Here is a 23,545-nt window from a genome sequence, read left to right on the forward strand (position 1 = left end):
GGCAACGGATCGGGGCGCCTGACCTACTGGAACGCATATGAGAACGCCGCGAGCGGATACCGATCCGTTCGCGGCGTTCTCATATGCTGCGCGGGCCCGTCGACCGCATGAGCTTCAGAACCGGACCGTCATGCAGCGTCCACCAAGGCGTTGGCGATGGCCGCGATGCCCTCGCCGCGCCCGGTGAAGCCCATATGGTCGGTGGTGGTGGCGGTCACGGATACCGGGCATCCGGCGATTTCCGACAGCACCTCGGCGGCCTGCTCACGCCGCGTACCGACCTTCGGCCTGTTGCCGACGATCACCACAGACGCGGATTGCGGCGCATAGCCATGTGAGCGCAGATGGGCGATGGTGTCGCGCAGCATGTCGGCACCACGCATGCCGGCACCACGCGAGGTCTTCCCCACGCCGAACAGCGAGCCGATGTCCCCCAGGCCGGCCGCGGCAAGAAACGCGTCGATCAGCGCGTGCACCGCCACATCGCCGTCGGAGTCGCCCTCGATGACGAAGTCCTCGCCCTCCCACGGCAGGCCGGCAAGCCACAGCCCGCGTGCTGTACCAGACCCATCCCCCGCTTCGGCTCCGGTCGTCTTGACGCAACGATGGGCGTCGAAGCCCTGCCCTATGCGCATAGCCATATATCCTTATCTCTTTTTGTTGTTCGCCGTCGAATGCATCGGGCGCTCAGGCCGCAAGACCCGGCGATATGCGGTCCAATATCAAGAAAGGGAAGCCACCTCTGGCGGCTTCCCTCAACCATTCACGCTGCACCCGGTCGATCATGCCGACCGCGCCGGCGCACCGTGGCCGGACATCACTTCTTCTTCGACTTCTTCGAAGCCTCCACGCGGGCCAGAGTATCCTTGGCGGCCTCCTCCGGCTCCTGGGTGTGGTGCTTCTCGTCACCCGGCTTTGCGGGGCTGTAGCCCAGATTCACGTCAAGCAGACGCTGCGCTTCGCTCTCCTCGATCTTCTCGCTGAGGGCGATTTCAGAGGTGAGGATGGAACGGGCCTTGGTAAGCATGCGCTTCTCGCCTGCGGACAGGCCGTGCTCGTCCACGTCGCGCTGGGCCAGGTCGCGCACCACTTCGGCGATGTTGTTCACGTCGCCGGTCGCGATCTTCTCGACGTTCAGTTTGTAACGCCTGGACCAGTTCATTTCCTTTTCGATGATCGGCGTACGAAGAATCTCGAACACCTTGGCCACCTCGTTGGCGTCCACGATGTCTCGGACGCCGACCTTCTTGGCATTATCCACCGGAACATTAATAACCAGGCCATCGGAAGAAAGCACCGAAAGCTCCAGATATTTGCGGGTCACCCCTCGCACCGTCCGCTCGGTAATGGCCTCAACCCTTGCCGCGCCGTGACGCGGATAGACGACCATATCGCCGACCTTGTATCCCATGAAACCTCCGATTGAGCTTGAGCGGACACACAAAAAACCTGAACGAGTATGCCATAGACGCTGGACTTGGAAAAAAGTCCGGAAAAATTGCACTTCGACGCGCCAAATGTTCCATTTTCAAGCATTAAAGCCGTACACTAATGACCATGAGCACTAACACGACAATCAATGACGATATCGTTGCCGTCCCGGTCAGCCAGGGCGACCTTGATCAGGTAAGCAACGCCGCTTTCTATAATCCACATGCCGTTCTGGGCGGCCACCTCGGCGAAGGCGATCAGGCCAAATACACCACGGTCCGCGTTCTGCGCCCGTTCGCGAAGACGGTCTCCATCGTCACGCTGACCGGCGAGTACGCGGCAAAGCACGAATTCAATGGCGTTTTCGTGGCCATCGTCCCCTCCATAACCAACGAGGACGGCGGGTACTCCGTGCCGGACTACCGCGTGAAGGTCGCCTACGAGGACGTTCCCGAAACCGTTCAGGACGACCCCTACCGCTATCTGCCGACCGTCGGCGAAATGGACATGTACCTGTTCGGCGAGGGCCGCCACGAGCGCCTGTGGGACGCCTTGGGTGCGCATGTGCGCGAATACGAGGACCCGATGGGTGGCGTGGACGGCACCCCGGGAGAGAAGGTCACCGGCGTCTCCTTCGCCGTATGGGCGCCGAACGCGCACGCGGTGCGCGTGATCGGCTCGTTCAACGGCTGGGACGGCCGCTGCCACGCGATGCGCGAGCTCGGTTCCTCCGGCGTGTGGGAGCTGTTCGTTCCGGGTGCCAAGGCCGGGGACGTATACAAGTATCAGATCCTCAACGCCAACTGGGAGTGGACGGACAAGGCCGACCCCATGGAGCGTTCCCACGAGATCCCGCCGGCAACCGGCTCGATCGTGGTCGACTCCAAGCATGAGTGGCACGACCAGGAGTGGATGGAACGCCGTGCGGCCACCGATCCGCACAACGGCCCCGTGGCGATCTACGAGGTCAACGCGCTGAGCTGGCGCAAGGACGTGCACAACTATCGCGAGCTTGCCGACAAGCTGGTCCCCTACGTGCAGAAGATGGGCTTCACCCACGTGGAGTTCATGCCGCTGGCCGAATACCCGTTCGCCGGTTCCTGGGGCTACCAGGTCACCGGCTACTACGCGATCGACTCCCGCCTGGGCGGCCCGGACGACTTCAAGTACCTGGTCGAGAAGCTGCACGAGGCCGGCATCGGTGTCATCATGGACTGGGTGCCCGCCCACTTCCCGAAGGATGCCTTCGCGCTCGGCCGCTTCGACGGTACCCCGCTGTACGAGGACCCGGATCCGACCCGCGGCGAGCACCCCGACTGGGGCACCTACATCTTCAACTTCGGCCGCCACGAGGTGCGTAACTTCCTTGTGGCCGACGCCTGCTTCTGGCTGAGCGAATACCACATGGACGGCCTGCGCGTCGACGCGGTGAGCTCCATGCTCTACCTCGACTACAGCCGCGAGCCCGGCCAGTGGCACCCGAACATCTATGGCGGCCGCGAGAACCTCGAGGCCATCGACTTCCTCAAGGAGGCCAACGCCACCGCCTACAAGAACAATCCGGGCATCATGATGATCGCCGAGGAATCCACCGCATACCCGGGCATCACGGCCCCGACCGACGCCGGCGGCATCGGGTTCGGCCTCAAGTGGAACATGGGCTGGATGCACGACACTCTGGAGTACCTGCACGAGGCGCCGATCAACCGTAAGTGGCACCACGACGAGATCACCTTCTCCATGGTGTACGCCTACTCCGAGCGCTACGTGCTGCCGATCAGCCACGACGAGGTCGTGTACGGCAAGGGCTCGCTGTTCGGCAAGATGCCGGGAGACGACTGGCAGAAGTACGCCGGCGTGCGCGCCCTGTTCGCCTACCAGTGGGCGCATCCGGGCAAGAAGCTCACCTTCATGGGCAACGAGCTCGCGCAGTGGGGCGAATGGGACCACGACAACTCCATCGACTGGGACTGCCTGAACTGGAAGGAGCATGAGGGCGTGCAGCGCCTCGTGGCCGACCTGAACAAGCTGTACAAGCAGACGCCGGCCATCTGGAGCCAGGACTTCACCCCGGACGGCTTCCAGTGGCTCACCAGCGACGACGCCGACCACAACACACTGAGCTTCGTGCGCATCGGCACCAAGGGCGAGGAATGCGTGGTCGTGGTGAACTTCTCCGGCGAGGCATGGTCCGACTACCAGGTGGCGCTCCCCCACGGCGGCCGCTGGACGGAAGTGCTGACCACGGACGCCACCATCTACGGCGGCTCCGGCATCTCGAACGGAACGTTCGAAGCGGACGCCGGCGAATACCATTCGCGCCCGGCTTCCGCACGAATCACCGTTCCTGCGCTTGCTGCGGTATTCTTGAAGCCGGAAAACTGATATTACCCAGCTGAAAGGCAGCTATCGAAATGCTCAACTCAACAGCACAACAGCAGGCTCAGCCCCGCACCGTGCTGGTCGTCGAAGATGAACCGACGCTGGCCACCGCCATCGCCCAGCGCATCACCGCCGAAGGTTGGACCGCGCGCGTTGCAGGCGATGGGGCGAGCGCCGTTCAGGCGGCGGCGCAGCTGAGGCCGGATCTGGTCATCATGGACATCATGTTGCCGGTGATGGACGGTCTTGAGGCCACGAAGCGCATCGTGGCCGACCGTCCGGTGCCGGTGCTCATCCTCACCGCACGCGACGACGAGGCGGATAAGGTGATCGGCCTGGGAGCCGGTGCCGACGACTACATGACCAAGCCGTTCTCCATGCGCGAACTCATCGCCCGCTGCAAGGCATTGCTGCGCCGCGTGGACCGCGCGAAGGTCATCGCCAAGAACGCGGAGAACGAGAAAATCCTCGACTTCGGGTCGCTCATCATCGATCCGGCGCAGCGTACCGTCAGCCTGGACGGCAAGGACGTTCACCTGACGCCCACCGAATTCGATTTGCTGGCGACGCTCGCCCGCAAGCCGAAGTCGGTGCTCACCCGCGAGAAGCTTCTCGAAGAGGTGTGGGATTGGGTGGATGCCTCCGGCACCCGCACGGTGGACAGCCATGTCAAGGCATTGCGACACAAGCTCGGTCCTGACATGATTCGCACGGTGCACGGCGTAGGATATGCCTTTGAACCGCCAACCGGCGGCGAACAGGCTTCTACCCAAGGTCGGTAATGAACACCAAGCAGCGTAATCCTCGCTTTCAGGGCGCACGTCGTACTGGCGTGCGCCCTATCTTGTTCCTTCGCTCCCTCAAAATGGAGCTCAGCGCACTGATCGTGATCGCCACGGCCATCGCGTTCCTCATGTGCTGGATTCTGCTCAAAATCGATTTGAGCTGGTGGATCGCCATGCCCATCACGCTGGTGGTGGCATTGGGCTTCACCTACACGTTCTCGCGCGGCCTGACCGCACGGTTGCGCCAATTGCGCGACGTTGCGGAGGCCATGGCCGACGGCGACTACAGCGTGCGCGTGCCGATCGACGATTCCAGCCACGACGAGGTGGAGCAGCTGGCCCGTTCCTTCAACGAGATGGCCACCGAACTGCAGCATGCGGATAAGATGCGCAGGGACATGATCGCCAATGTGAGCCATGAGCTGCGCACCCCCGTGTCCGCATTGCAGGCGCAGGTGGAGAACATGGCGGACGGCGTGATCGAGCCGACGCCGGCGAATCTGGAAAGCATCCTCAATCAGACGCATCGCCTGAGCGATCTGATCGCGTTCCTGCTGGATCTGAGCCGTATGGAGGCCGGTGCCGCCAGCCTCGATATCGAACGGTTCAATTTCGCCGACTTCCTTGACGACACGATCGAACCGTTGGAGATCGCGGACGGCGGGCATGCGCACACCATCGAGGTGAACGTTCCCGGCGACATCACCATCGAGGGCGACCAGGACCGTTTGCGCCAGCTGTTCACCAATATCATCGGCAATGCGCTGAAGCACTCCCCCGACGGCACGAACGTGCTGGTGGAGGTGCATGAGGACATCCCCCACGGCACCGTGGTGACCAATGTGGTGAACTTCGGCTCCCAGATCTCCCCGGATTCGCGGTCGGATATCTTCCGCCGCTTTGTGCGGGGCAAGAACGGCCCCGGCACGGAATCGGGCGGCACGGGCCTTGGCCTGTCGATCGCGCGGTGGGCGGCGCAGCTGCACGGCGGCACGGTGCGTGTGGTGGACGATGCCCGAGGTGCCAATTTTGAGATAGTGCTGCCGAAATACCATGTCGAGGAGTAGCATGGTGCTTCGGGAAGAAACAGTACGGACGTAGGAACAGAACCATAGAAATTCACTCGGATTAGCCGAGCCGTATCGGTAGGGACAACGGCGTCCCTACCTTCTTTTTGCCTTGAAGCTTTCTCCCCTTACGTCACATGCATAACACGCCGAGGGACATATCCCTCGCTCTCTCCCTGCGCATATGAAGCGCCGACACAACTGCCTTTTCCACGCCGATCATGCCGTAAACGGCTCTTTACCGTACATCAGGGTTCACCGCCTTCTCAAGCCGCCTATCTGATCATCACAATGATGCGAACTCCCGGCGCGACGGCTACACGCACAACGGCAACAAAAAAGCCTCCCGAAGGAGGCTTTCGCGAATCACAGGTTAATCGTTAGATTCAGCGGCTCTTCTTGCGCAGGGCAAGGAAGGCGACACCGGCGATGGCCAGCAGGGCCACGACGATGACGTAGGGAACCACGGAGGCACCGGTCTGAGCGGTGTTGCCGGAGTTGGAGCCAGCGGCTGCGGCGCCGGCATTGGTGTTGCCGTTCACGGAGCAGGTTGCCGGGAAGTTCACGGTCTGGGAGCCAACGGTAATGGCGTCGGCACCATCAGCGGACTTGGAAGCCTCCACGGTGACCTTGGCGTCCTTGCAGTTGAGGGTGGTGAGCTTGATGGTGACGGTGTGCGGGGTGTTCTCGCTTGCCGCCCACCAGCCGTAGGTCTTCTCGGCGGCAACGGTGACGTTGCTGACCAGGGAGTCGTCGACGGTCACGCCGACGTAGTGGTAGCCGGCATCATACGTGGCATCGTCCAGGGTGACGGTGATGGTCGCGGTGCCATCGGCGTTCGGGTTGGCGTTCACGGTTGCGGAATAATCATCTGCAAACGCGGACGGCGCCAGAGCGAACACGGACATCAGCGTCATAGCGATTGCCGCAAAAATAGCGGAGATCTTTCTCATCTCTTTTGTCCTTCCCACATGCGTTATCCGCGCATGCAAAGTTTTACCGACGACCTGATCCTGATATGGTCAAGTCGTTCTTTGTCAGAGTAGCACGTTCCATGAACCTTTGCGTAACTTCCACCAACGGACGGAAAGAAAACGTATGTCGCTTGACAGGTGACGGCTGTGCTGTCACCATATAGGTGAGTTCATTAGATAAACTAAAAGGGGCGATATGAGGGAACCGACGGAACCAAGTCTGCAGACCGGCGAGAACACACTTATCGATCTTCATCAAATCGATGAGAGCACATCGCTGATCGAGGTGGAGGAACCGCAGGAGTCGCGCCATAGAGGCGGCCACCTGAGCGCGGAGCATATGGAGAGAATCCATCGCCGGCACCGCCGTGAGCGTTTTCTGATCAAACTGGATCTTGCCCTGCTCATTGTCGTCTGCGCATGCGCCGGCGGAATTCTCTTCGGTCTGCAGTTCCTGCAGTAGTGTCTTTTGCCGCGCCCTACTGCAAAAGCGGCGTCTGGCGCAGCACGGTCTGCCCCGGCACCGACCCCGCGGCCGTGTACACCGTGGCCGTGATCTCGTAGCTCTGGCCTGGCTTCAGATTCACCTGCTTGGAGACCACCGTCAGTCCGTCATGCAGGCTGTAATCGTCGCCCTTTTGACCATCAGGCCCCGCCGAATACTCCGGCACTGCGCCGCCGGCAGGTACGTACAGGTAGTTGATGAGCTGAATATCGCCCTTCTGGGCACCGTTCTCCAATGCACCGACCACATAACCCGGCACCTTGTCCACATCGGCCTCATTCAACGTATTGCGCAGGCTGATCGTAATCTCATGCTTCTCACGCCCGTCCGCATACGTTTCCGCAACGGTGTCGGTCACCTTGCGTTCAAGATACCAGTCCATCTTGGAACCCATAGCGTCGTTGAAATACACGCCGATGACCTGCTTGGGGGCCGTCCCTCCCATATATTTGGGCGACTGCGCGGTGATCAGGCTTCCGCTCACGTCGGTGCCGGTCAGTACGGCCTGCTCATCGGCGTGCGCGCTCCATACATACGCATGCCCCTGTTCGGCCGCGGCTGCCAGTTGCTTGACCAGCTGCATCGACTGGCTGCCCTGCATGTGCAGCATGCGGTCGAAGGCGGCCTTGGCCGCGAGGGAGAAGAACGCGTCCTGGTCCTCCGGGTCGGGCAATGCGGCGTATGCCTCGTTCAGCAGAACACGCGAGGTGCTTTGCCCATCCAGCACCGGCGAATAGTTCTTGTAGCTCACCTGCACGGATCCCACCACGGACAGCATCCGCTGCAGCATCACGGGGTCGATGCTGATCACGCCGTCGATCTGCTGACCGAAACGCTGCTCCCACATGGCCTTGGCGATGGTCCCCGTACGCTGGAAGTCGGGCGTGAAGTTCACGTCCTGCGGCTTGCGGCCGAGCTTGTCGCCATACAGGGCGAGCTCGTTCGCGCTGAGCTCGGTCACCGGGGAGTCGAATCCCTCCAACTCGCCTTCGGACACAAAATCATTGAGCGTGAGCCTGCCGTTCTGCACGGTGACGGTTCCCCACGAGCCGGCGACGCCACCGGTGGCACGGAGCTCCGCATTGCCTTGCGCCAGAATGAGATAGGTTCTGGTCTCGTTGGGGTTATTCAATCCGAGCATGCTGGGCAGAAGCTTCATGGCGCGGGACAGGCTGTCGCTTGTCTGGGCGACGGTGTCCATCTTCTTCTGTGCGGGCGTGAGCGCGTTCCTCAGCGCACGAATCGTCACGCCGTCGATGGATTGGAACTTCGTATTCGCCTTCTGCACGATGGCGTTCGCCTTGATGAGTTTGGCGGACACCTTGTCGATGCCGGGCATCGCGATTGCGGAATCGTGGACGCTGAACCACGATTGGTCGATGTTCCCGGCGGCGTCCACCATCAATGGCAGCGCGTCATGCGAAAGATCGTGCAGCGACTCCACGGCGGTGCGTACGGCGGTGACATCCGCGCCATACCGGGGAACCGCGCCCATCATGCGCCAGATCGGATTGTTGGTGTTCGCGTATGCGACGCCGATGTGCTTGTCGAGATCCTTCACCGTGGTACCGAGCGAGGAAGCGGCCTTGCCATTGGTGAGGTCTATGTTGCCGAGCGAGGATACGGTGGCGGATGCCGACTTGACCTCCTTGGCCACGACAACGGCGGAAACCGCGAAATACACCCCCGTCAGGATGATGGCGGAAAGCACGACCGCCACGACGATCAGCACGATGTCGCGAACGCGACGCTTGGCGCGGTGCCTGTGGCGTCCGCCAGCTCTTCTCGGCCCATGCGCCCCGTGCTCTCCATGCTCTCCATGCACGTTGCCTGACTCGTTCACGCCCCTACCGTAAACGACGTCATCGTATGACTGTTCCGTATTCAAATCTTCAATCTCTGCCACGCCGCCACTGTATCAGCAGGGGTGTCTCCCTCCGCCAGGCCTATATCACCGCGCATAATGAGACGGTACGCGCGCTGAAGCGCATTGTCGCCGCGGTTGTCTGAGTTTCCGAAATAATCGGCGACCGTTCCTCTCGCAAAACGAGCGAATATACGAGTTGGGCCCTGTCCCGTATGGATTTCCATACGGGACAGGGCCCAACATCAACCGGTGTGATTCGCCGGAGCAAATCAGCCGTATCACAACGGCGGGGCATGTCACTTGCCGCGCTTGCGTGAACGCCTGTGCTTCTTTCTGCTCTTGCTGTCTTCCTTGCCGTATTCGCCCTTGTTGTAGTACGAACCGTAGTAGTAGTAATTGCCGTAGCCGCGGCCGTGCTTTTCGTCGGCGAGGTTGAACACGTAGCCGAGCAGCGGCACGTCGAGTTCGCGCAGTTCGTTGACGGCGCCGCGCAGGGCGCTCTTGTAGGTAACGCCGCGTGCCGAGACCATGACCACGCCGTTGCCCATCTGGCCGAACACGGCGGCATCGTTCGCCACGGACATAGGCGTGGTGTCGATGATCACGTAGTCGTACTGCTGCACGGCCTGGTGCACGAGCTCGTGCATGATGCGGGAGTTGAGCAGCACGGAGGCGTTCTGGATGCGCGGGCCGGCAGGCATGATGTGCAGGTTCGGCTTCCAGTAGCGCTGCACCACGTCCTTGACGCTGGCCTGGTTGCTCAGCACGTGGGCGAGGCCGACGTTACCTTCAAGACCGAGGCGCTTGGCCACGGACGGGTGGCGCAGGTCGGCGTCGATGAGCAGCACGGATGCACCGTTCTCGGCAAGCGCGGCGGCCAGATTGCACGATATCGTGGTCTTGCCTTCGGACGGCATGGACGAGGTGATGACGATCAGGCGGCCCTTGTCGCCGTCCTTGGAGGTGACGAACGAAAGGTTGGTGCGCATGCGGCGGAATTCCTCGGCGATGGCACCGTCCGGCTTGGTGACGATGACCGGCTTGGTGCCGTTGAGGGCGTCGTCCTTGGGGATGACGCCGGCGACGCTGCCGTTGGGGTCGATGGACTGCAGGTCCATGATGTCCTGCAGCTTGCGGGCCAGCAGGTCGCGCACGAGCGCGGCGAAGATGCCAAGCACGATGCCCGCGACGACGGCCACGGCGATGTTGAGCTTGGTGTTCGGCGAGCTTTGCGAGACCGGCGTCTTGGCTTTCTGTACCACGGACAGCTTCACCATGGATTTCTTGCCGGAGGCGTACAGCTCGGACGACACGACTCTCGACAGGGACTGCGATATCTCGTTGGCGAGCTGGGCGGAAAGCGCCGGGTCGGTGGCCTCGACGGCGACGTTGAGCATATAGGTGTCGGTGGGGTTGGTGGCGGTCACCATCGTGGCGAGATCATCGGCGGTGATGGTGCTGTTGCCCAAGTTATCGACCACGGGCTGCAGTACGGCCTCGGTCTTGACCAGATCCGGGTAGCTCTTGAGCTGGGTGGCGATGTAGGTGCCTGCCGTGCTCTGGCTGCTGACGCTGCTGTCGAGCGCGTCGGCGGTGGTGTTGTTGTAGCTGGCGAACAGCTGGGCGGTGGCCGTGTACTTCTTCTGCGCGGTCAGCGTGTATGCGGTCACGCCGACGACGACGAGCACGAACACCAATATCGCGGTGAACATGTGCTTGCCGACGATGCGGATCAGATCCATCAGGGTCATGCCCTCGTCCGCGTCCGATTCGGTCCGTTCCGTGAGAACCACGTTCTGCGTCTGCGGTGCTGCGTCGGTACGGTTCTCGGGGATAAGAATGCTGTTCTGTTGAGCTTGTTCCTCAGCCACGCTTCTCTCCTGTCTGACTGTCTCAATCATTCGCAGTGTACGGCTAAGGGGGGATTAACACAGAGAACTTTAAGATTTTGAATCAACAAATTCACAAGGAGTGTGGGATGGATACGCGTCGCGGGCCGGGGTGGCCTGCCCGATCCGGCATCGCTGTTGCCATTCCCGCCGTTGCAGGCGCTGCCGTTGCTACCGCCGCCGGCACCGCCGTCAGACGGTGATGCGCAGGTAGGAGCGGTCGTCGAAGGAGTCGAGCCCCGGTTCGAAGCCCTTGGTCGAGGGGAAACGGCGTACGAGATGCGGGTCGCTGGCCTTGAGGTCCGCGAGCGCCGTTTCGGATTGGCTGAGGGTCGGTTCGAGGAATGGGTAGCCGTCGCTGGCGAGTACGATGTCGTCGCCGGGGTCGACGTGCAGTACGCGTATGGGGTATTGGGGGTCGGTGTAGCCGTCGAAGACGAAGTAGCCGTATTCGCCGCGCTGGTTGGCGAAGGCCGATTGCATGCGCAGGAACGGCATGATGGCGTCGCGGCTCGGGTCGGTGCCGGGGTGGCCGGCATCTGCTGTGGTGTTTCCGGTTCCGCTGTCTTCGAGTTGCTGCGCCTGCCAGACGAAGCTGCGTAGTGCGGAGAGCAGTTCGTCCGTTTTCTTCATGGTGGGGATGCGTTGTCCGTTGATCATGGCCTGGCAGTCGCCGAACAGCCAGATCTCGTGTGCCGCCGCGCTGTAGACGACGGCATTGGCTTGGAGGCGTTCCACGGGGTGTGTGGCGAAGAAGTCAGCGCTGCGGGTGGGGTGGGTGCGGTAGCGTGCACGCAGTGCCTTGTCGATGCGGCGTTGCATGGCGCGCATGCCCCATGCCTCTTCGCTTGCACCGTCCTGTTCCGGGTCCTCGTGCAGGAAGGTCTCCGCGCTTACGCCCGTGTCCGTTTCCACGTCCATGGCCGCGATCGTTTCGATCACCGTGTTCTTGGCGACGACTCCGGGCGATGACGTCCATAGGTTCATGCGGCTTTTGCTGGTCACGCCGTCGACCACCGCCGCGAACGTGCGCCCTACGAAGATGCCGTCCTCGTCGAGTGTTTCGTCGCCGTGCTTGCCGTGCAGATACCGTTCGCTGACCGTTATCGTCATCGTGCGCCTCCTCGCAGCCGACTGTTCCGTCCGGGCGTTTTCCTGCCGTCTTCCGTTATATGCGTTGCATGTGACGGTTCTGGCTTGGCCTGATAATCACCGCGTTTCCGTATGTTTGCGCACCTCCGGCAGCAGCACAACGAACAGTATGACCGCGAGGATCGCGGTGAGCAGGTCGGCCATGGCCTGTGCGGCAATCACGCCATGGTAGCCGGCGAGCGCGCGCCCTGCGAACAGGGTGATGGCGAGCATCACGCCCTGGCGGCTGATGGAGAGCAGCAGTGCGCCGATCGCCTTGCCTGCGGATTGGAAGGTGCAGGTGGTGACCAGTACGATCGCCACGCATACGGTGCTCAGCAGCTGGACGCGCAGCATGCCCGCGCCGAGTTCGACGATGTGCGCGTCGGTGCTGAAGAAGCCCATGAGCGGGTGGGCGAAGGCGATGAGCAGGGCTGTCATGGCGAGGGCGAGGATGGCGAGGAACGAGTAGGCGAATCTGAGCAGCGCCCTGAGGCGTGGCATGTTGCCGGCGCCGTAGTTGTAGCCGGTGAGCGGTTGGCCGCCGAATGCGAAGGCGACGAGGATCATGATGGCGATCATGACGATCTTGAGGGCGATGCCCATGGCCGCGACCGCGTCGTTGCCGTATGGCAGGAGGAACAGGTTGACCATGACGATGCCGAGGCTTTGCATGAGGTTGGTGACGGATGCGGGGATGCCGATGGCGAGGATGCCGCCGGTTTCGTGGCGGGTGATGTCGAGTCTGCGGCCGAGGAACATAAGGCGTGGGTCGATGGACAGGTTGCGGCTGCGTTTGAGAAGGAACCAGATGTAGTAGGCGTCGGTGCAGATGTTGGCGATGACGGTGGCACCCGCGGAGCCGGCCGCGCCCCAGCCGAGCACGTGGATGAACAGCGGGTTGAGGCAGATGTTGATGAGGGTGCCGGCGATCGAGCCGATGGCCGATGGCGTGGCGAATCCTTCGGTACGCAGCAGGTTGGTCGGGGTCATCGACACGATGATGAACGGCGAGCCGATGATGATGAGCGTGTAGAACTGCGAGGCGTATTCCCAGGTGGAGCTGTCCGCGCCGAGCATGGCGAGGATCGGGCCGCGGAAGACGAGTCCCAATACGATGACGATGACGCCGGTGAGCACGGCTCCCCAGAAGCAGAAGACGCTCAGGCGCCTGCCGTCGTCGTAGCGGCCCTGGCCGTAGAGGCGGGAGATCACGGAGCTGCCGCCGAGGCCGAAGATGTCTCCGAGGGCGATCATGACGGTGAACACGGGGGTGGCGATGGCCACGCCGGCCACCATGCTCGTGTTGCCGGTGTGGGCGATGAAGTAGGTGTCGACCGTGTTGTAGACGAGGGTGACCATCATGCTGAGTACGACGGGGATGGCCAAGGTCATGTATGCGCGCGGAATGGGCGTCTTTTCGAACAGTTCGTTATCCATAACAGGCGTAGAGAGTACAACTCCGGCCGAGACAAGCGTGCCGTGTGCGTGCGTCGTGGCAGGCGCTGGCGCATGCGCGTTTGCCGGCATGCCCGCTTCCTGTTGTCCGTTACCATGCTGGTATGAGACTTCTTGGCAATATTCTGTGGTTGATTCTGGGAGGCCTGATGCTTGCGATCGGCTGGGCCGTGATCGGGCTGGTGCTGTGCGTCACCGTCATCGGCATTCCGCTGGGCATACAGGCGTTCAAGATGGCGGGGCTGACGCTCACCCCGTTCGGCAAGACCGTGGTGTATGGCGGCGGCGTGGGATCGGTGCTGGCCAACATCGTGTGGTTCGCGCTGGCCGGCGTGTGGATGGCGCTCGGCTACGTGGTCGCCGGACTGCTGAACTGCGTCACCATCGTCGGTATTCCGTTCGGCATCCAGTCGTTCAAAATGGCCAAGCTGGCCCTGTGGCCATTCGGCTCGCAGATCTACGCGGCGAACTAGCCATCCTCTCCCCCAAGCACCATGAAATACCTTATTCCCCACAACCCTTGTGCTTCGACGGTTTTCCTGTTATGTGTGGAGGTATGACCATCCCACAAAACCCCGGTATTACAGGCAAGACGCATGAGCGGTCGAAGCCAGGCACCCCCACGACGGCATTATGCGACTGCCCGCGCGGCACGCATGCCGTCATCGACAGCATCAGCCTGGACGAGCGACATCGTTTCCGCCTGTACGAGATCGGCCTGGCACCGGGGGCGCAACTGAGGATCATGCAGCGGGGAGCATTCGGAGGCCGTGTCGTCGCGCTCGGAGGGGAACGCGTCGCACTGGATCACAGCACCGCGCGGGCCATCCGCGTACGGACCGTCCAGGACAAGACAACCGGAAAGACCAACGCATAATGAGCTTTCGATCCCTACGAGGCGGCGATTGCCATCAGACGACCCCTGCCAGCTGCCGCAGGCACTGCGCATGCTGCCAGCCCGACCATTCAGCCGGATGCGCTTCCAAACGCGTCGTGTTCGTCGGCAATCCGAATGTCGGCAAATCATCGATGTTCAACACCCTGCTGGGCGCGAGAACCCGCACGATGAACGCACCAGGCACCACCGTATCCGTCACCTACGGGCAGTACCACTACACAAGACCGGGAACCACGCAAACATGGCAGTTCGTGGATACGCCCGGCACATATTCGCTGCTGGCGATGAGCCCGGACGAGCAGGTGGCCGTCGATGCGGTCATGGGCGCGTCCGGCATGCCGCGCCCGGATCTCATCGTCGTCGTGATGGACGCCACCGCGATATCCCGCTCGCTATACCTGCTGTCCATGGTGGTGGAACTCGGCATGCCCACCGTCGTGGCGATCACCATGAACGATCTTGCGGCCCGCAACGGCTGTGCGATCGACCCGGCGCGCCTGTCGCGTCTGCTGAACGGCATGCCGGTCGTCGCGCTCGACGGCCGCGACGGCACCGGGGAAGCCGCTTTGGCGGACGCCATCGCGCGCAGCTTTACCGGCACGCCGATCCCGCAGGGGCTTGACGATCCGAACGATCCGGGGCACGACGATTGCAAGAGACCCGCCGCCGACGCCGCCAGCATGCGCGAATGGGTCGAGTCGCGCGCGGACAGGCGTTTCGACTGGACCGCCCGCATACTGCGCGATCTAGATGTGCAGCCGAACCAATCCGTCACCCTTTCCGACCGTATCGACCGCGTACTGCTGCACCCCGTGCTCGGCATCATAGCGTTCCTGGCGATCCTGTTCATCGTCTTTCAGGCCACCACAACGCTCGCCGCACCCATGCAGGACTGGTTCGACGTGTCCCTGCGCGCCTGGTGCACCGAAGGACTCGACCGGCTGTTCGGCCTGTTCGGGCCGAACGCGACCGACAGCTGGCTGTACTCGCTGCTGGTGGACGGCGTGCTGGACGGCGTGATCACCGTATTGACCTTCATCCCGACAATGGGCATCATGTTCCTGATGCTGTCGATGCTGGAAGACTCCGGGTACATGGCACGCGCCGCGTTCGTTATGGACCGTGCCATGCGAGCGCTGGGATTGGACGGCCGTGCGTTCCTGCCGATCATCATCGGCTTCGGCTGCAATCTCCCCGCCCTGGCGGCGACCCGCACACTGCAGGATTCGCGCCAAAGAGTGCTCACCGGCATGCTCATCCCCTTCGCCGCATGCTCCGCCCGCCTATCCGTGTTCCTGGTGCTCGCCCACGCGTTCTTCCCCAAGTACGCCGGGGTCGTGGTGTTCCTCATGTACGTCGTATCGATCACGATCATCCTGCTGATCGGCGTGCTGCTGCGCCACACCATGTTTCGCGGGCTCAAACCCGAACCCCTGATGCTGGCCCTTCCCGCATACCAGTGCCCGCGCGCATTGCAGCTGATCCGCTCCGTACTCATCCGCCTGTGGCAGTTCATTCGCGGAGCCAGCGTGATCATCATTTCCATGATCATGGCGCTATGGCTGTTGCAGGGCATCCCCATGACCGCCACCGCCGGCGGTTTCGCACATGTCGACGACGTGCACGACTCCGTATACGGCGTGCTCGCCGATACGATCTCCCCCGTGTTCGCCCCGGCCGGCTTCGACGACTGGCACGCGTCCGCGGCATTGGTCACGGGATTCGTGGCCAAGGAGGTCGTGATCGGCTCCATGTCGCAGTCCTACCATGCCGACGAATCGGATGACGCAAACGCGCAACGCAACGGCGAAGGCACACTGGGGCAGAAGATGCGCGACTCGTTCGACCGATCCTCGCACGGCCACGGCAAGGCGGCCGCCATCGCCTTCCTGCTGTTCACACTTGCCTACACGCCATGCCTGGCCACGGTCGCCGAAATGAGACGACAATTCGGAACGAAGGTCGCCGCACGATCCGTCTGCCTAAGCCTGCTGACGGCTTACGCGCTCGCCGTGGTCGCGTTCCAGGTGCTGCGGTTGGTGTGGTGATCGGCTTGGCACGCATGACGGGAAGGTTTATCAAACCGCATGGTTGGCGGTTCACGCGCATATGGAGGGCGGGACAGCCGGTTGATGAGCGGAGCACGCGAGAGCCCACGAGCGAACTTGATGCCGGCGGGATTGGCACAGACGGAATTGACGCAGGCGAACCTAGTGCAGCCCAGACTGGGACGAACCAGCCGAACGACATAGTGGCTAGCATCGCCGCCGACTGCCAGGCAGGCCTGACCGTTCCACAGATCGCCGCACGATGGCGGGTCCCGGAGGAATTCGTAGACATGGCCCTCGATCGCGCGCGAGAACGCGGACTGGACATCCACACGCACGCCGTCCAGCACCCCAGTTGCAACGCGACGATCTGCCGGCCCGACCCCACTTCCCTACTGTGCGCCAGCTGCCCGTTCCGCACGGCACCCTCGGCCAAAATACACTAAAGATGCACGGCCGCTCCCCTGTCAAAAACTTAGAACAGCAGCATATCGAAGAAAGGCTCCCCATGAAGCACCCCATCACAACAGCCGTCAGCATGGCGGCGATTACGGCCCTGTCCATCGGCGCGCTCGCAGCATGCGGTTCGGGTTCCGGTTCCGCCGGCAAGGGCAAGGTCTACTACCTGAACTTCAAGCCGGAAGCGGCCGACCAGTGGACTGCCCTGGCCAAAGAATACACCAAGGAGACCGGCGTCGAGGTCAAGGTCCAGACCGCGGCATCCAACACCTATCCGCAGACCCTCAAATCCGAGCTCGCCAAGTCCGAGGCACCTACGCTGTTCCAGGTCAACGGCGTGGCCGACTACCAGAACTGGAAGCGCTACACCGCGGACATGAAGGACACCGAGCCTTACAGGCAGCTTGAAGACAAGTCCATGGCGCTCACGGATGATGGCAAGGTGGTGGGCGTGCCTTATGTGGTGGAAAGCTACGGTCTGATCTACAACAAGAGCATCCTGGACAAGTACATCGCCACCGACGGTGCCAAGATCAAGAACGTGGACGATATCGACAACTTCGATACGCTCAAGGCCGTGGCCGACGATATGCAGGCCAAGAAGGACCAGCTCGGCATCAAGGGCGCGTTCACCTCCGCAGGCTTCGATTCCAGCTCCGATTGGCGGTTCAAGACCCAGTTGGCCGATAATCCGCTGTATTTCGAATTCCGCGACGACAAGGTCACCGAACAGCCGGCGACCATCAAGGGCACCTACCTGCCGCAGTTCAAGCAGATCTTCGACCTGTACCTGACGGACTCCACCTGCCCGCGCACCCAGATCAGCTCCAAGACCGGCGACGACGCCAACTCCGAGTTTGCGCTCGGCCAGGCCGCCTTCTACCAGAACGGCACGTGGGCGTGGCCGGATATGCAGAAGGCCGGAGTGAAGGCGAACAACGTTGGCATGATGCCAATCTACATGGGCGTCAAAGGCGAGGAAAACCAGGGGCTCAATACCAATTCCGAAGCCTACTGGAGCATCAACAGCAAGGCATCCGACGCCGACAGGAAGGCCACCGAGAACTTCCTGAAGTGGGTCATCACCAGCAAGGCCGGCATCAACGCGATCAGCAAGGACATGGGACTGACCACGCCGTTCAAGTCCTTCGGTAAGGTCAAATCCGACAACCCGCTGGTCCGAGCAGAGGTAGCTTATCAGAACTCCGGCAAGGAAGCGGTCTCCACCAGGCCGACCGCCATGATCCCCTCCGAGGAATGGAAGAACCAGCTCGGTTCCGCCATGCTCGAATACGCTCAGGGCACCGGAGACTGGGATGCGGTCAAGACCGCGTTCGTGGATGGATGGAAGACGGAGTACGAGGCTTCGCACTGATTTTGCGGCGATTCGCGGTGTTTTACGGTGAGACGCACCGAGACGCAGAGTGAGCCGCATGGCGAATCACAGAGTGAATCCGGGCTGTAGCACCTAGTGGCAGCGGGCGTTGCCAAACGAGTGCATCTTTCCGCGTTGGTGCAGTGCATAGCGCCAGCAGGCGTTGCCCTTCACCCAAAACGTCTGCGCCCTTCTCATGCAATGCCGCCCTACTCGCGTTCTGACCGGTCGACAAGCCGCCAACCACTGTGTCCTTCCCTGCCAATGCCACTCCTCTTCCCCGAAACTATGTGCGTGTCTCAGCATTCTTCTTCGAAGTTGAGGGGCGCCCATGATTTTGACCCCTATTCCGCTTACGTGTGGCAGATTCCGGAGACGGACCGGGTGTATCTCGCTTACGTGTGGCAGCTATTCCCCGGTATGCGGATTTTTACCGTTGCAATTTCAACGTTTGGAGGCGGATTATCGCCGAGCGAGTGCCACACGTAAGCGAGATAGATCCCGCCAAACCATGGAATCTGCCACACGTAAGCGAGATACACGCGAAATCCGAAAAGCCGAAGACGAAACGGCCCCGTTGAACCCCGATTTGTCCTTCCAGAAACCGTTGAACAGAGGTCAAACCTCGCACAAAACTCCCCGCGCGCCCAAGCACTGCACAAATCGAGTGCTACTCCGCTTGTTTATGGCAGATTCCGCGGCCCCGGAATCACTACTTCGCTTATTTGTGGCATCGAAAACACGATATGCCGGGCATAGACGTTGGAATTCCAGCCCTCATACCCGGCATATCCGCAAACCAATGCCACAAACAAGCCACTTGGATGAATGTGGGAATTGAATCGTCCTCAGATGTAGGCAGATATTCAACAATGCACATACCCTCGTCTGAAAAGCCGATCGCCCCCTAATGATTCAGACAAAATCGGCATGGCCTAGAACAGCACGGTCTGCAACACAACGAACACAAGCGCCCCCATACGAAATACCAGCCCTTAGTCTTGCGGCCGAACAGCCGTATGGCAGCGATAACGCAAAGGCGTCGCTCAAAAACGTCAGACTTATCATACATGATTCCGGCACCCCGCTCCGGCTGCCTCCGCCGGACCGGCATGCGCTTAAAAACGTGCTAACGTGTCCCCTCCCATACCCCCCACCGTCGGGGAACACTTAATATCTACAGACAGTTCGCCCTGTTGTCATCAGCGAATGTATAAAAAGAGATACACAAAATGTACTTTTCTTTCCAAGAATGCATAATTTTATACCGTCTTCCCGGAATACAAGAAGCAGGTACAAGTCACCGCCAGAAAACCACAGGAAATCCGACGCCTACGGCTATCTCAATGGCCCAATAGCGTTTTCGCTTACCTTCAGCGAAAACATTCGAAAGCAATTCAGCCTTATGCGACAATAATAAATACAATAAAACCACCACTTTTAGCAGAAAATTGCAAAATAAGCATATTTCTGGATATAATCTCAGTATCAAAGGAGCAAAACACATTTACGAGGCAACCCGATGCTGATTGATTTTAGTTTTTCGAATTTCAGGAGTTTCCGAGACGAGCAGTCTTTCTCCATGACTCGCGAAAAGCGATTCATGGAGTCTGACGAGTCTCCGCAGTCTCCGATCACAGCCGTATATGGTGCCAACGCATCGGGAAAGTCCAATTTTCTGAAGGCGCTGCGCGCTATGCGCAACATGGTGGTAAACAGCTACAGCCAAGGGGATGCAAACAGCCCCATTCCCAGGGAACCTTTTCTGCTGCGAAAGGATCCTTTCTCGTATCCGTCCACATTCTTCCTTGAATTCATCGCGAGCGATGGATTGAAATACCAGTATTGGTTCCGCTACGACAATGAACGGATCCTTGAGGAAGAACTCACCTTCTTCAAAAAACTGCAAGGACGTTTTTCCACGCACTCATCGCTGCTGTTTTCCCGTTCTTCAACGGACGGGGTGAAGTTCGGCCCCTCCTTCAAGGGGCCTCGCGCGCAAGTGCGCAAGACCATAGAGCTCAGGCCGAACGCACTTCTGCTTTCCGCAGCCGCAGCCGCCGGCATCGAGTCCATTCAGCCGGCATTTTCATTCTTCCAAAGCGGCATAGCCTATTACGAAGCGAGCGCTTTCGAGCAGGAGCAGCCTACGTTGCTGGAGGAATTCAAGAAAGAAACGCCGCTTTCGAAGCATCTGGCCACATTGATCAAGTATGCGGACTTCGGCATCAGTGACGTGAAGAGTGTTCCGGTAGATGTTCCTCCGGATATCTGGGCGCAGATCAAGGAAGAGATGCATAAACAGCTTGGCATAGATGAGGGCAAGGTAGATGAGACGTTCAATGTCAAGAATGCTTCCCAGCTGTTGTTCACTCATACTGGCGATTCATCTTCTGCGGGATTCAGCCCTGATGATGAGTCCAGGGGCACCGTCGCCGCGCTGTCGTTCTTCTCGCTTGCTCTTCGCCAGCTGTCGAAGCAGTCGGTGACGCTTATCGACGAGATCGACACCAGTCTGCACCCGGCTCTGGTGAAGGAGCTGGTGGCACTGTATGCCGACGCGGAAACGAACCCTCACGGTTCCCAACTTATTTTCACGACTCATGACGTGTCGCTGATTAATCAGTCCGGTTCGGCAAAGCGTCTACTGGAGCCCGACCAGATCTGGCTTGTGGAAAAGAACGAGGAAGGCGTTTCGGAATTGTTCCCGGTGACCGATCTGGGTATTCGGAATATGGAAAACATTGGCAAGAACTATCTCAACGGCGTGTACGGCGCCATACCACGGCCTGATTTCCATACCATTTTTGCCCAGATCGTGAATGGGGTTGATGCCTGATGTCAAAAAAGCGAAACGTTCCCGCACATGGTCGTAAAGCCGCACGGTCTCGCCGACCGCGCAAGAGACGTTTTCTTGTCGTGGCAGGCGGAGCGGTCACCGAAAAACAGTATTTCAAGCAGCTTGAGTCCCTATACGATGTCGTCATTGACTATCAACAGAAAAACAATAGCCCTAAGCAGCTCGCGAAGCTCGCTGTTAAGTTGAAAAGGGAAGACAAGCGAGATACTTCTACAGATTGTTATGAACGAATCTGGGTAGTGGTCGATGTTGACGATTTTCACGACCACGGCGAAGCAGCGGGAATCTGCAATGACAATGGAATCGAACTCATCATTTCCAATCCTTGCTTCGAGGTCTGGTTGCTCGACTATGTGAAAGCTTGCCCGTCAAGCTATACACTGACACCTGATGTCGAATCAGCTGCGGCAGAAGCTAAAGTTGTCGGCGGAAACCGTAACAAATACATCAACACCGAGCTCATTGGCAAAGAACATCTCGATGCCGCCATACACAACGCTGCCCGGCATAATACAGAGGAAAACAGCCAGGGGCGCGATAGGCTTGTGCCACATCATGAGCAGGAATATGCTCCTTGGACCGATATGCCGAAGATAATCGAAACGCTGGAATATTCCAACAAACAGAGTTGAAAGGAGAAAAATGGCTCTGCCTATTCAAGTAAATCCCAAAGATCCCTTTATAGATATTCACACTGGACGTGGGCAAGGTAGTTGCACATTCGCAAACGGGTTCGGTTGCATTTGTTCATGTGCAGGTATCGCGCATGCCCAATTGCTCAGGATGGTCCTTACTCCCGAAAACAGTAAGAAGTTGCCTGACAAATATAAGCAGGCTCTTGCCAACAAAGTCCGAACAGTTCAAGCTCGCATTGCTGATATTCCGCATGATAAAGTAACGACAATTATCCACGCGCAGCAACAGCCTGAACGCGTGCTTTTCCTTTGCGAGGATGTGACTCATCCCATTATTGATCATTGCAGAGTAATTGACATACTCCGTTGGGCAGAAGAAGATCCCCTAGCGAGCCAGCAAGTATCAGAACTCTGCACTTGTGTACAAAATCATGGCATTAATTCTTTCAAAGATTTAGCTCCTAAAGCCGGCGAGTACTTGTCCCAAGCACATGTTCTTTGTGACATTGTAGCTTCTATCGCATTAGTACTCAGCAAAGCCATAGACACGATTCCGGCTGCAGATACGTTTATCAATGCCTGCGAAGCAACATTCACCCTTTCACGACGTAGCTCACTAGGATTCGGTCCATCACGGAGTAGGCATGGAAAAGACGCAATCAAAGCACGCAAATCGCGACAGGAAAATGACGCTGTGGAAAGTAAAAAGCAATACGCTGATGGAAACTCTATCTCTAAAGATTTGCTCATCAAAACTCTAGCTGATATCAGCAAAGATGTTTATGATTTACTGGCGAAGCACGAATCCCAACCACGGCAATTCCTCAAAGCGGTTCAGGCCACAGCAATATTGTTTTGCCCTGATCCGGATAGGCACAAGCTCACATGGAATATGTGCTTCATTCCACTATTCCAAACGGAAATCTGCGATGACCTACGCGGCAAATTGAATCAAGACATCATTACTGCACTTGAATATGGGAAAGAAGATATCTGGGATAACGGGGCTGCAGCACGCTGGTAGACAGGACTGTCTTGATGCAGCATTTTCAAAGCGCTGCATCAAGTCAGTTCTTCTGATTCGTTACCAGCACAATATCGGTGTCGCCAATGCTTTCAAATGTTGCCTGTAGGGACTCTTGCCATAGCTCCACGGACTCTGCGAGCATTGCGCATAATTTACCTTTCTCAGACCCCAATCGCAATGAGCAGGCCCTACGCCTGCTGCACGGTGCGCACGAGCTCCCGCCACAAGCATGAACTCCTGGAAAAGAAAGAACTATCAGATTCAGCGCAAGCCACACTGCTCTTAGTCTAACTCTGCTTGAGTTCTGCCCCCTTGGCGGGATACAGCGCAACATTCTGAGCAATCAGATCATTGCACATTGCATTGCCGAAATCGGCCCACGGCCACGTAGCGAAAGGTGATACGTCACCGATTCCATAATCTCCAGCAATAATCCCCTCAACTATGCTCCGGGGATTGTCGCCCCTCTCAAGCTGCTCCTGATCTGCGGAGTCAGTGAAATAAAGCTCATAACGATACCTGTCCTCATGAAGATCCCTACGCCACCTTGCAAATGGAATTTCATAGCCCGTGTGGACAATTGAATCATCAATCAAATCCTGCGGATCCGAATAGCTCAGTCCGAGAAGATAACGTCCGAAATCTTGCGCACTTTCGGATTCCGGCCCTGACGCAGGAGGGCATGGCCCGCGTCCTGTGTACGATTTTCATTCGCCAAAACAAAAAACCGCGATTGGAAGCCAGGAGACGGAAC

Annotated in this window: 18 protein-coding genes; 11 read left to right on the forward strand and 7 right to left on the reverse strand. The window is 59.4% G+C overall.

Annotation, left to right across the window (positions count from 1 at the left end):
• Nucleotides 1-128: 128 nt before the first annotated feature.
• Nucleotides 129-641 carry a 2-C-methyl-D-erythritol 2,4-cyclodiphosphate synthase gene (ispF, locus tag G1C98_RS05790; RefSeq protein WP_169080086.1) on the reverse strand — a complete coding sequence of 171 codons (513 nt, stop codon included), beginning with the start codon at nucleotides 639-641 and terminating at the stop codon, nucleotides 129-131.
• 176 nt (nucleotides 642-817) lie between these two features.
• On the reverse strand, nucleotides 818-1,411 hold the full coding sequence (locus tag G1C98_RS05795; RefSeq protein ID WP_169080088.1) for a CarD family transcriptional regulator: 594 nt from the start codon (nucleotides 1,409-1,411) through the stop codon (nucleotides 818-820).
• A gap of 146 nt (nucleotides 1,412-1,557) precedes the next feature.
• Here G1C98_RS05795 and glgB point away from each other — a divergent pair, with 146 nt between their 5' ends.
• The 3 genes from glgB to G1C98_RS05810 all read left to right on the forward strand — a co-directional run bounded on the left by glgB (nucleotide 1,558) and on the right by G1C98_RS05810 (nucleotide 5,665).
• Nucleotides 1,558-3,816 (forward strand): 1,4-alpha-glucan branching protein GlgB, encoded by a 2,259-nt coding sequence (gene glgB, locus G1C98_RS05800; protein WP_169080090.1) that lies wholly within the window; start codon nucleotides 1,558-1,560, stop codon nucleotides 3,814-3,816.
• A gap of 29 nt (nucleotides 3,817-3,845) precedes the next feature.
• Nucleotides 3,846-4,595 carry a response regulator transcription factor gene (locus G1C98_RS05805; RefSeq protein WP_169080092.1) on the forward strand — a complete coding sequence of 250 codons (750 nt, stop codon included), beginning with the start codon at nucleotides 3,846-3,848 and terminating at the stop codon, nucleotides 4,593-4,595.
• Nucleotides 4,596-4,678: 83 nt separating this feature from the next.
• On the forward strand, nucleotides 4,679-5,665 hold the full coding sequence (locus G1C98_RS05810) for a sensor histidine kinase (protein WP_417852295.1): 987 nt from the start codon (nucleotides 4,679-4,681) through the stop codon (nucleotides 5,663-5,665).
• A 386-nt stretch (nucleotides 5,666-6,051) separates the two neighbouring features.
• Here G1C98_RS05810 and G1C98_RS05815 read toward each other — a convergent pair whose 3' ends face one another.
• Nucleotides 6,052-6,618: a hypothetical protein gene (locus G1C98_RS05815; protein ID WP_169080096.1), complete on the reverse strand. Its 567-nt coding sequence runs from the start codon at nucleotides 6,616-6,618 to the stop codon at nucleotides 6,052-6,054.
• A 217-nt stretch (nucleotides 6,619-6,835) separates the two neighbouring features.
• Here G1C98_RS05815 and G1C98_RS05820 point away from each other — a divergent pair, with 217 nt between their 5' ends.
• A complete protein-coding gene (locus G1C98_RS05820) occupies nucleotides 6,836-7,102 on the forward strand; it encodes a hypothetical protein (protein ID WP_169080098.1) in 267 nt (88 codons plus the stop codon).
• 16 nt (nucleotides 7,103-7,118) lie between these two features.
• Here the strand turns inward: G1C98_RS05820 and G1C98_RS09475 are convergent, their stop codons facing one another.
• From G1C98_RS09475 to G1C98_RS05840, 4 genes are all read right to left on the reverse strand, one after another.
• Nucleotides 7,119-9,050: a DUF4012 domain-containing protein gene (locus G1C98_RS09475; protein WP_169080100.1), complete on the reverse strand. Its 1,932-nt coding sequence runs from the start codon at nucleotides 9,048-9,050 to the stop codon at nucleotides 7,119-7,121.
• A 257-nt stretch (nucleotides 9,051-9,307) separates the two neighbouring features.
• Entirely contained in the window at nucleotides 9,308-10,762 is a 1,455-nt protein-coding gene (locus G1C98_RS05830; RefSeq protein ID WP_417852298.1) for a tyrosine-protein kinase domain-containing protein, read from the reverse strand.
• 330 nt (nucleotides 10,763-11,092) lie between these two features.
• A complete protein-coding gene (locus G1C98_RS05835) occupies nucleotides 11,093-12,013 on the reverse strand; it encodes a hypothetical protein (RefSeq protein WP_205831898.1) in 921 nt (306 codons plus the stop codon).
• A 96-nt stretch (nucleotides 12,014-12,109) separates the two neighbouring features.
• Entirely contained in the window at nucleotides 12,110-13,471 is a 1,362-nt protein-coding gene (locus G1C98_RS05840; RefSeq protein WP_169080104.1) for an MATE family efflux transporter, read from the reverse strand.
• Nucleotides 13,472-13,593: 122 nt separating this feature from the next.
• On the opposite strand from G1C98_RS05840, the gene G1C98_RS05845 reads away from it, so the two are divergent.
• The 7 genes from G1C98_RS05845 (at nucleotide 13,594) to G1C98_RS05875 (ending at nucleotide 22,788) form a co-directional block, all read left to right on the forward strand.
• Nucleotides 13,594-13,962, forward strand: coding sequence for a YccF domain-containing protein (locus tag G1C98_RS05845; protein ID WP_169080106.1), 369 nt, complete (start codon nucleotides 13,594-13,596; stop codon nucleotides 13,960-13,962).
• An 83-nt stretch (nucleotides 13,963-14,045) separates the two neighbouring features.
• Nucleotides 14,046-14,366 (forward strand): FeoA family protein, encoded by a 321-nt coding sequence (locus G1C98_RS05850; protein ID WP_169080108.1) that lies wholly within the window; start codon nucleotides 14,046-14,048, stop codon nucleotides 14,364-14,366.
• A 152-nt stretch (nucleotides 14,367-14,518) separates the two neighbouring features.
• The gene (gene feoB, locus G1C98_RS05855; protein WP_240944931.1) at nucleotides 14,519-16,435 is read left to right on the forward strand and encodes a ferrous iron transport protein B; all 1,917 of its coding nucleotides are present in this window, start codon (nucleotides 14,519-14,521) and stop codon (nucleotides 16,433-16,435) included.
• 508 nt (nucleotides 16,436-16,943) lie between these two features.
• Complete coding sequence (locus G1C98_RS05860; protein WP_169080112.1) at nucleotides 16,944-18,269, forward strand: ABC transporter substrate-binding protein; 1,326 nt, start codon at nucleotides 16,944-16,946, stop codon at nucleotides 18,267-18,269.
• Between the two features lie 1,522 nt (nucleotides 18,270-19,791).
• The gene (locus tag G1C98_RS05865) at nucleotides 19,792-21,108 is read left to right on the forward strand and encodes an AAA family ATPase (protein WP_169080114.1); all 1,317 of its coding nucleotides are present in this window, start codon (nucleotides 19,792-19,794) and stop codon (nucleotides 21,106-21,108) included.
• Nucleotides 21,108-21,761 (forward strand): RloB family protein, encoded by a 654-nt coding sequence (locus G1C98_RS05870; RefSeq protein ID WP_169080116.1) that lies wholly within the window; start codon nucleotides 21,108-21,110, stop codon nucleotides 21,759-21,761. The genes G1C98_RS05865 and G1C98_RS05870 overlap by 1 nt, the downstream gene beginning before the upstream one ends.
• A 10-nt stretch (nucleotides 21,762-21,771) precedes the next feature.
• Nucleotides 21,772-22,788, forward strand: a complete 1,017-nt coding sequence (locus G1C98_RS05875; RefSeq protein WP_240944918.1) for a hypothetical protein — start codon at nucleotides 21,772-21,774, stop codon at nucleotides 22,786-22,788.
• Nucleotides 22,789-23,545: the final 757 nt, after the last annotated feature.

Origin of the sequence: Bifidobacterium erythrocebi (genome assembly GCF_012932675.1) — a bacterium.
Lineage (GTDB): Bacteria > Actinomycetota > Actinomycetes > Actinomycetales > Bifidobacteriaceae > Bifidobacterium > Bifidobacterium erythrocebi.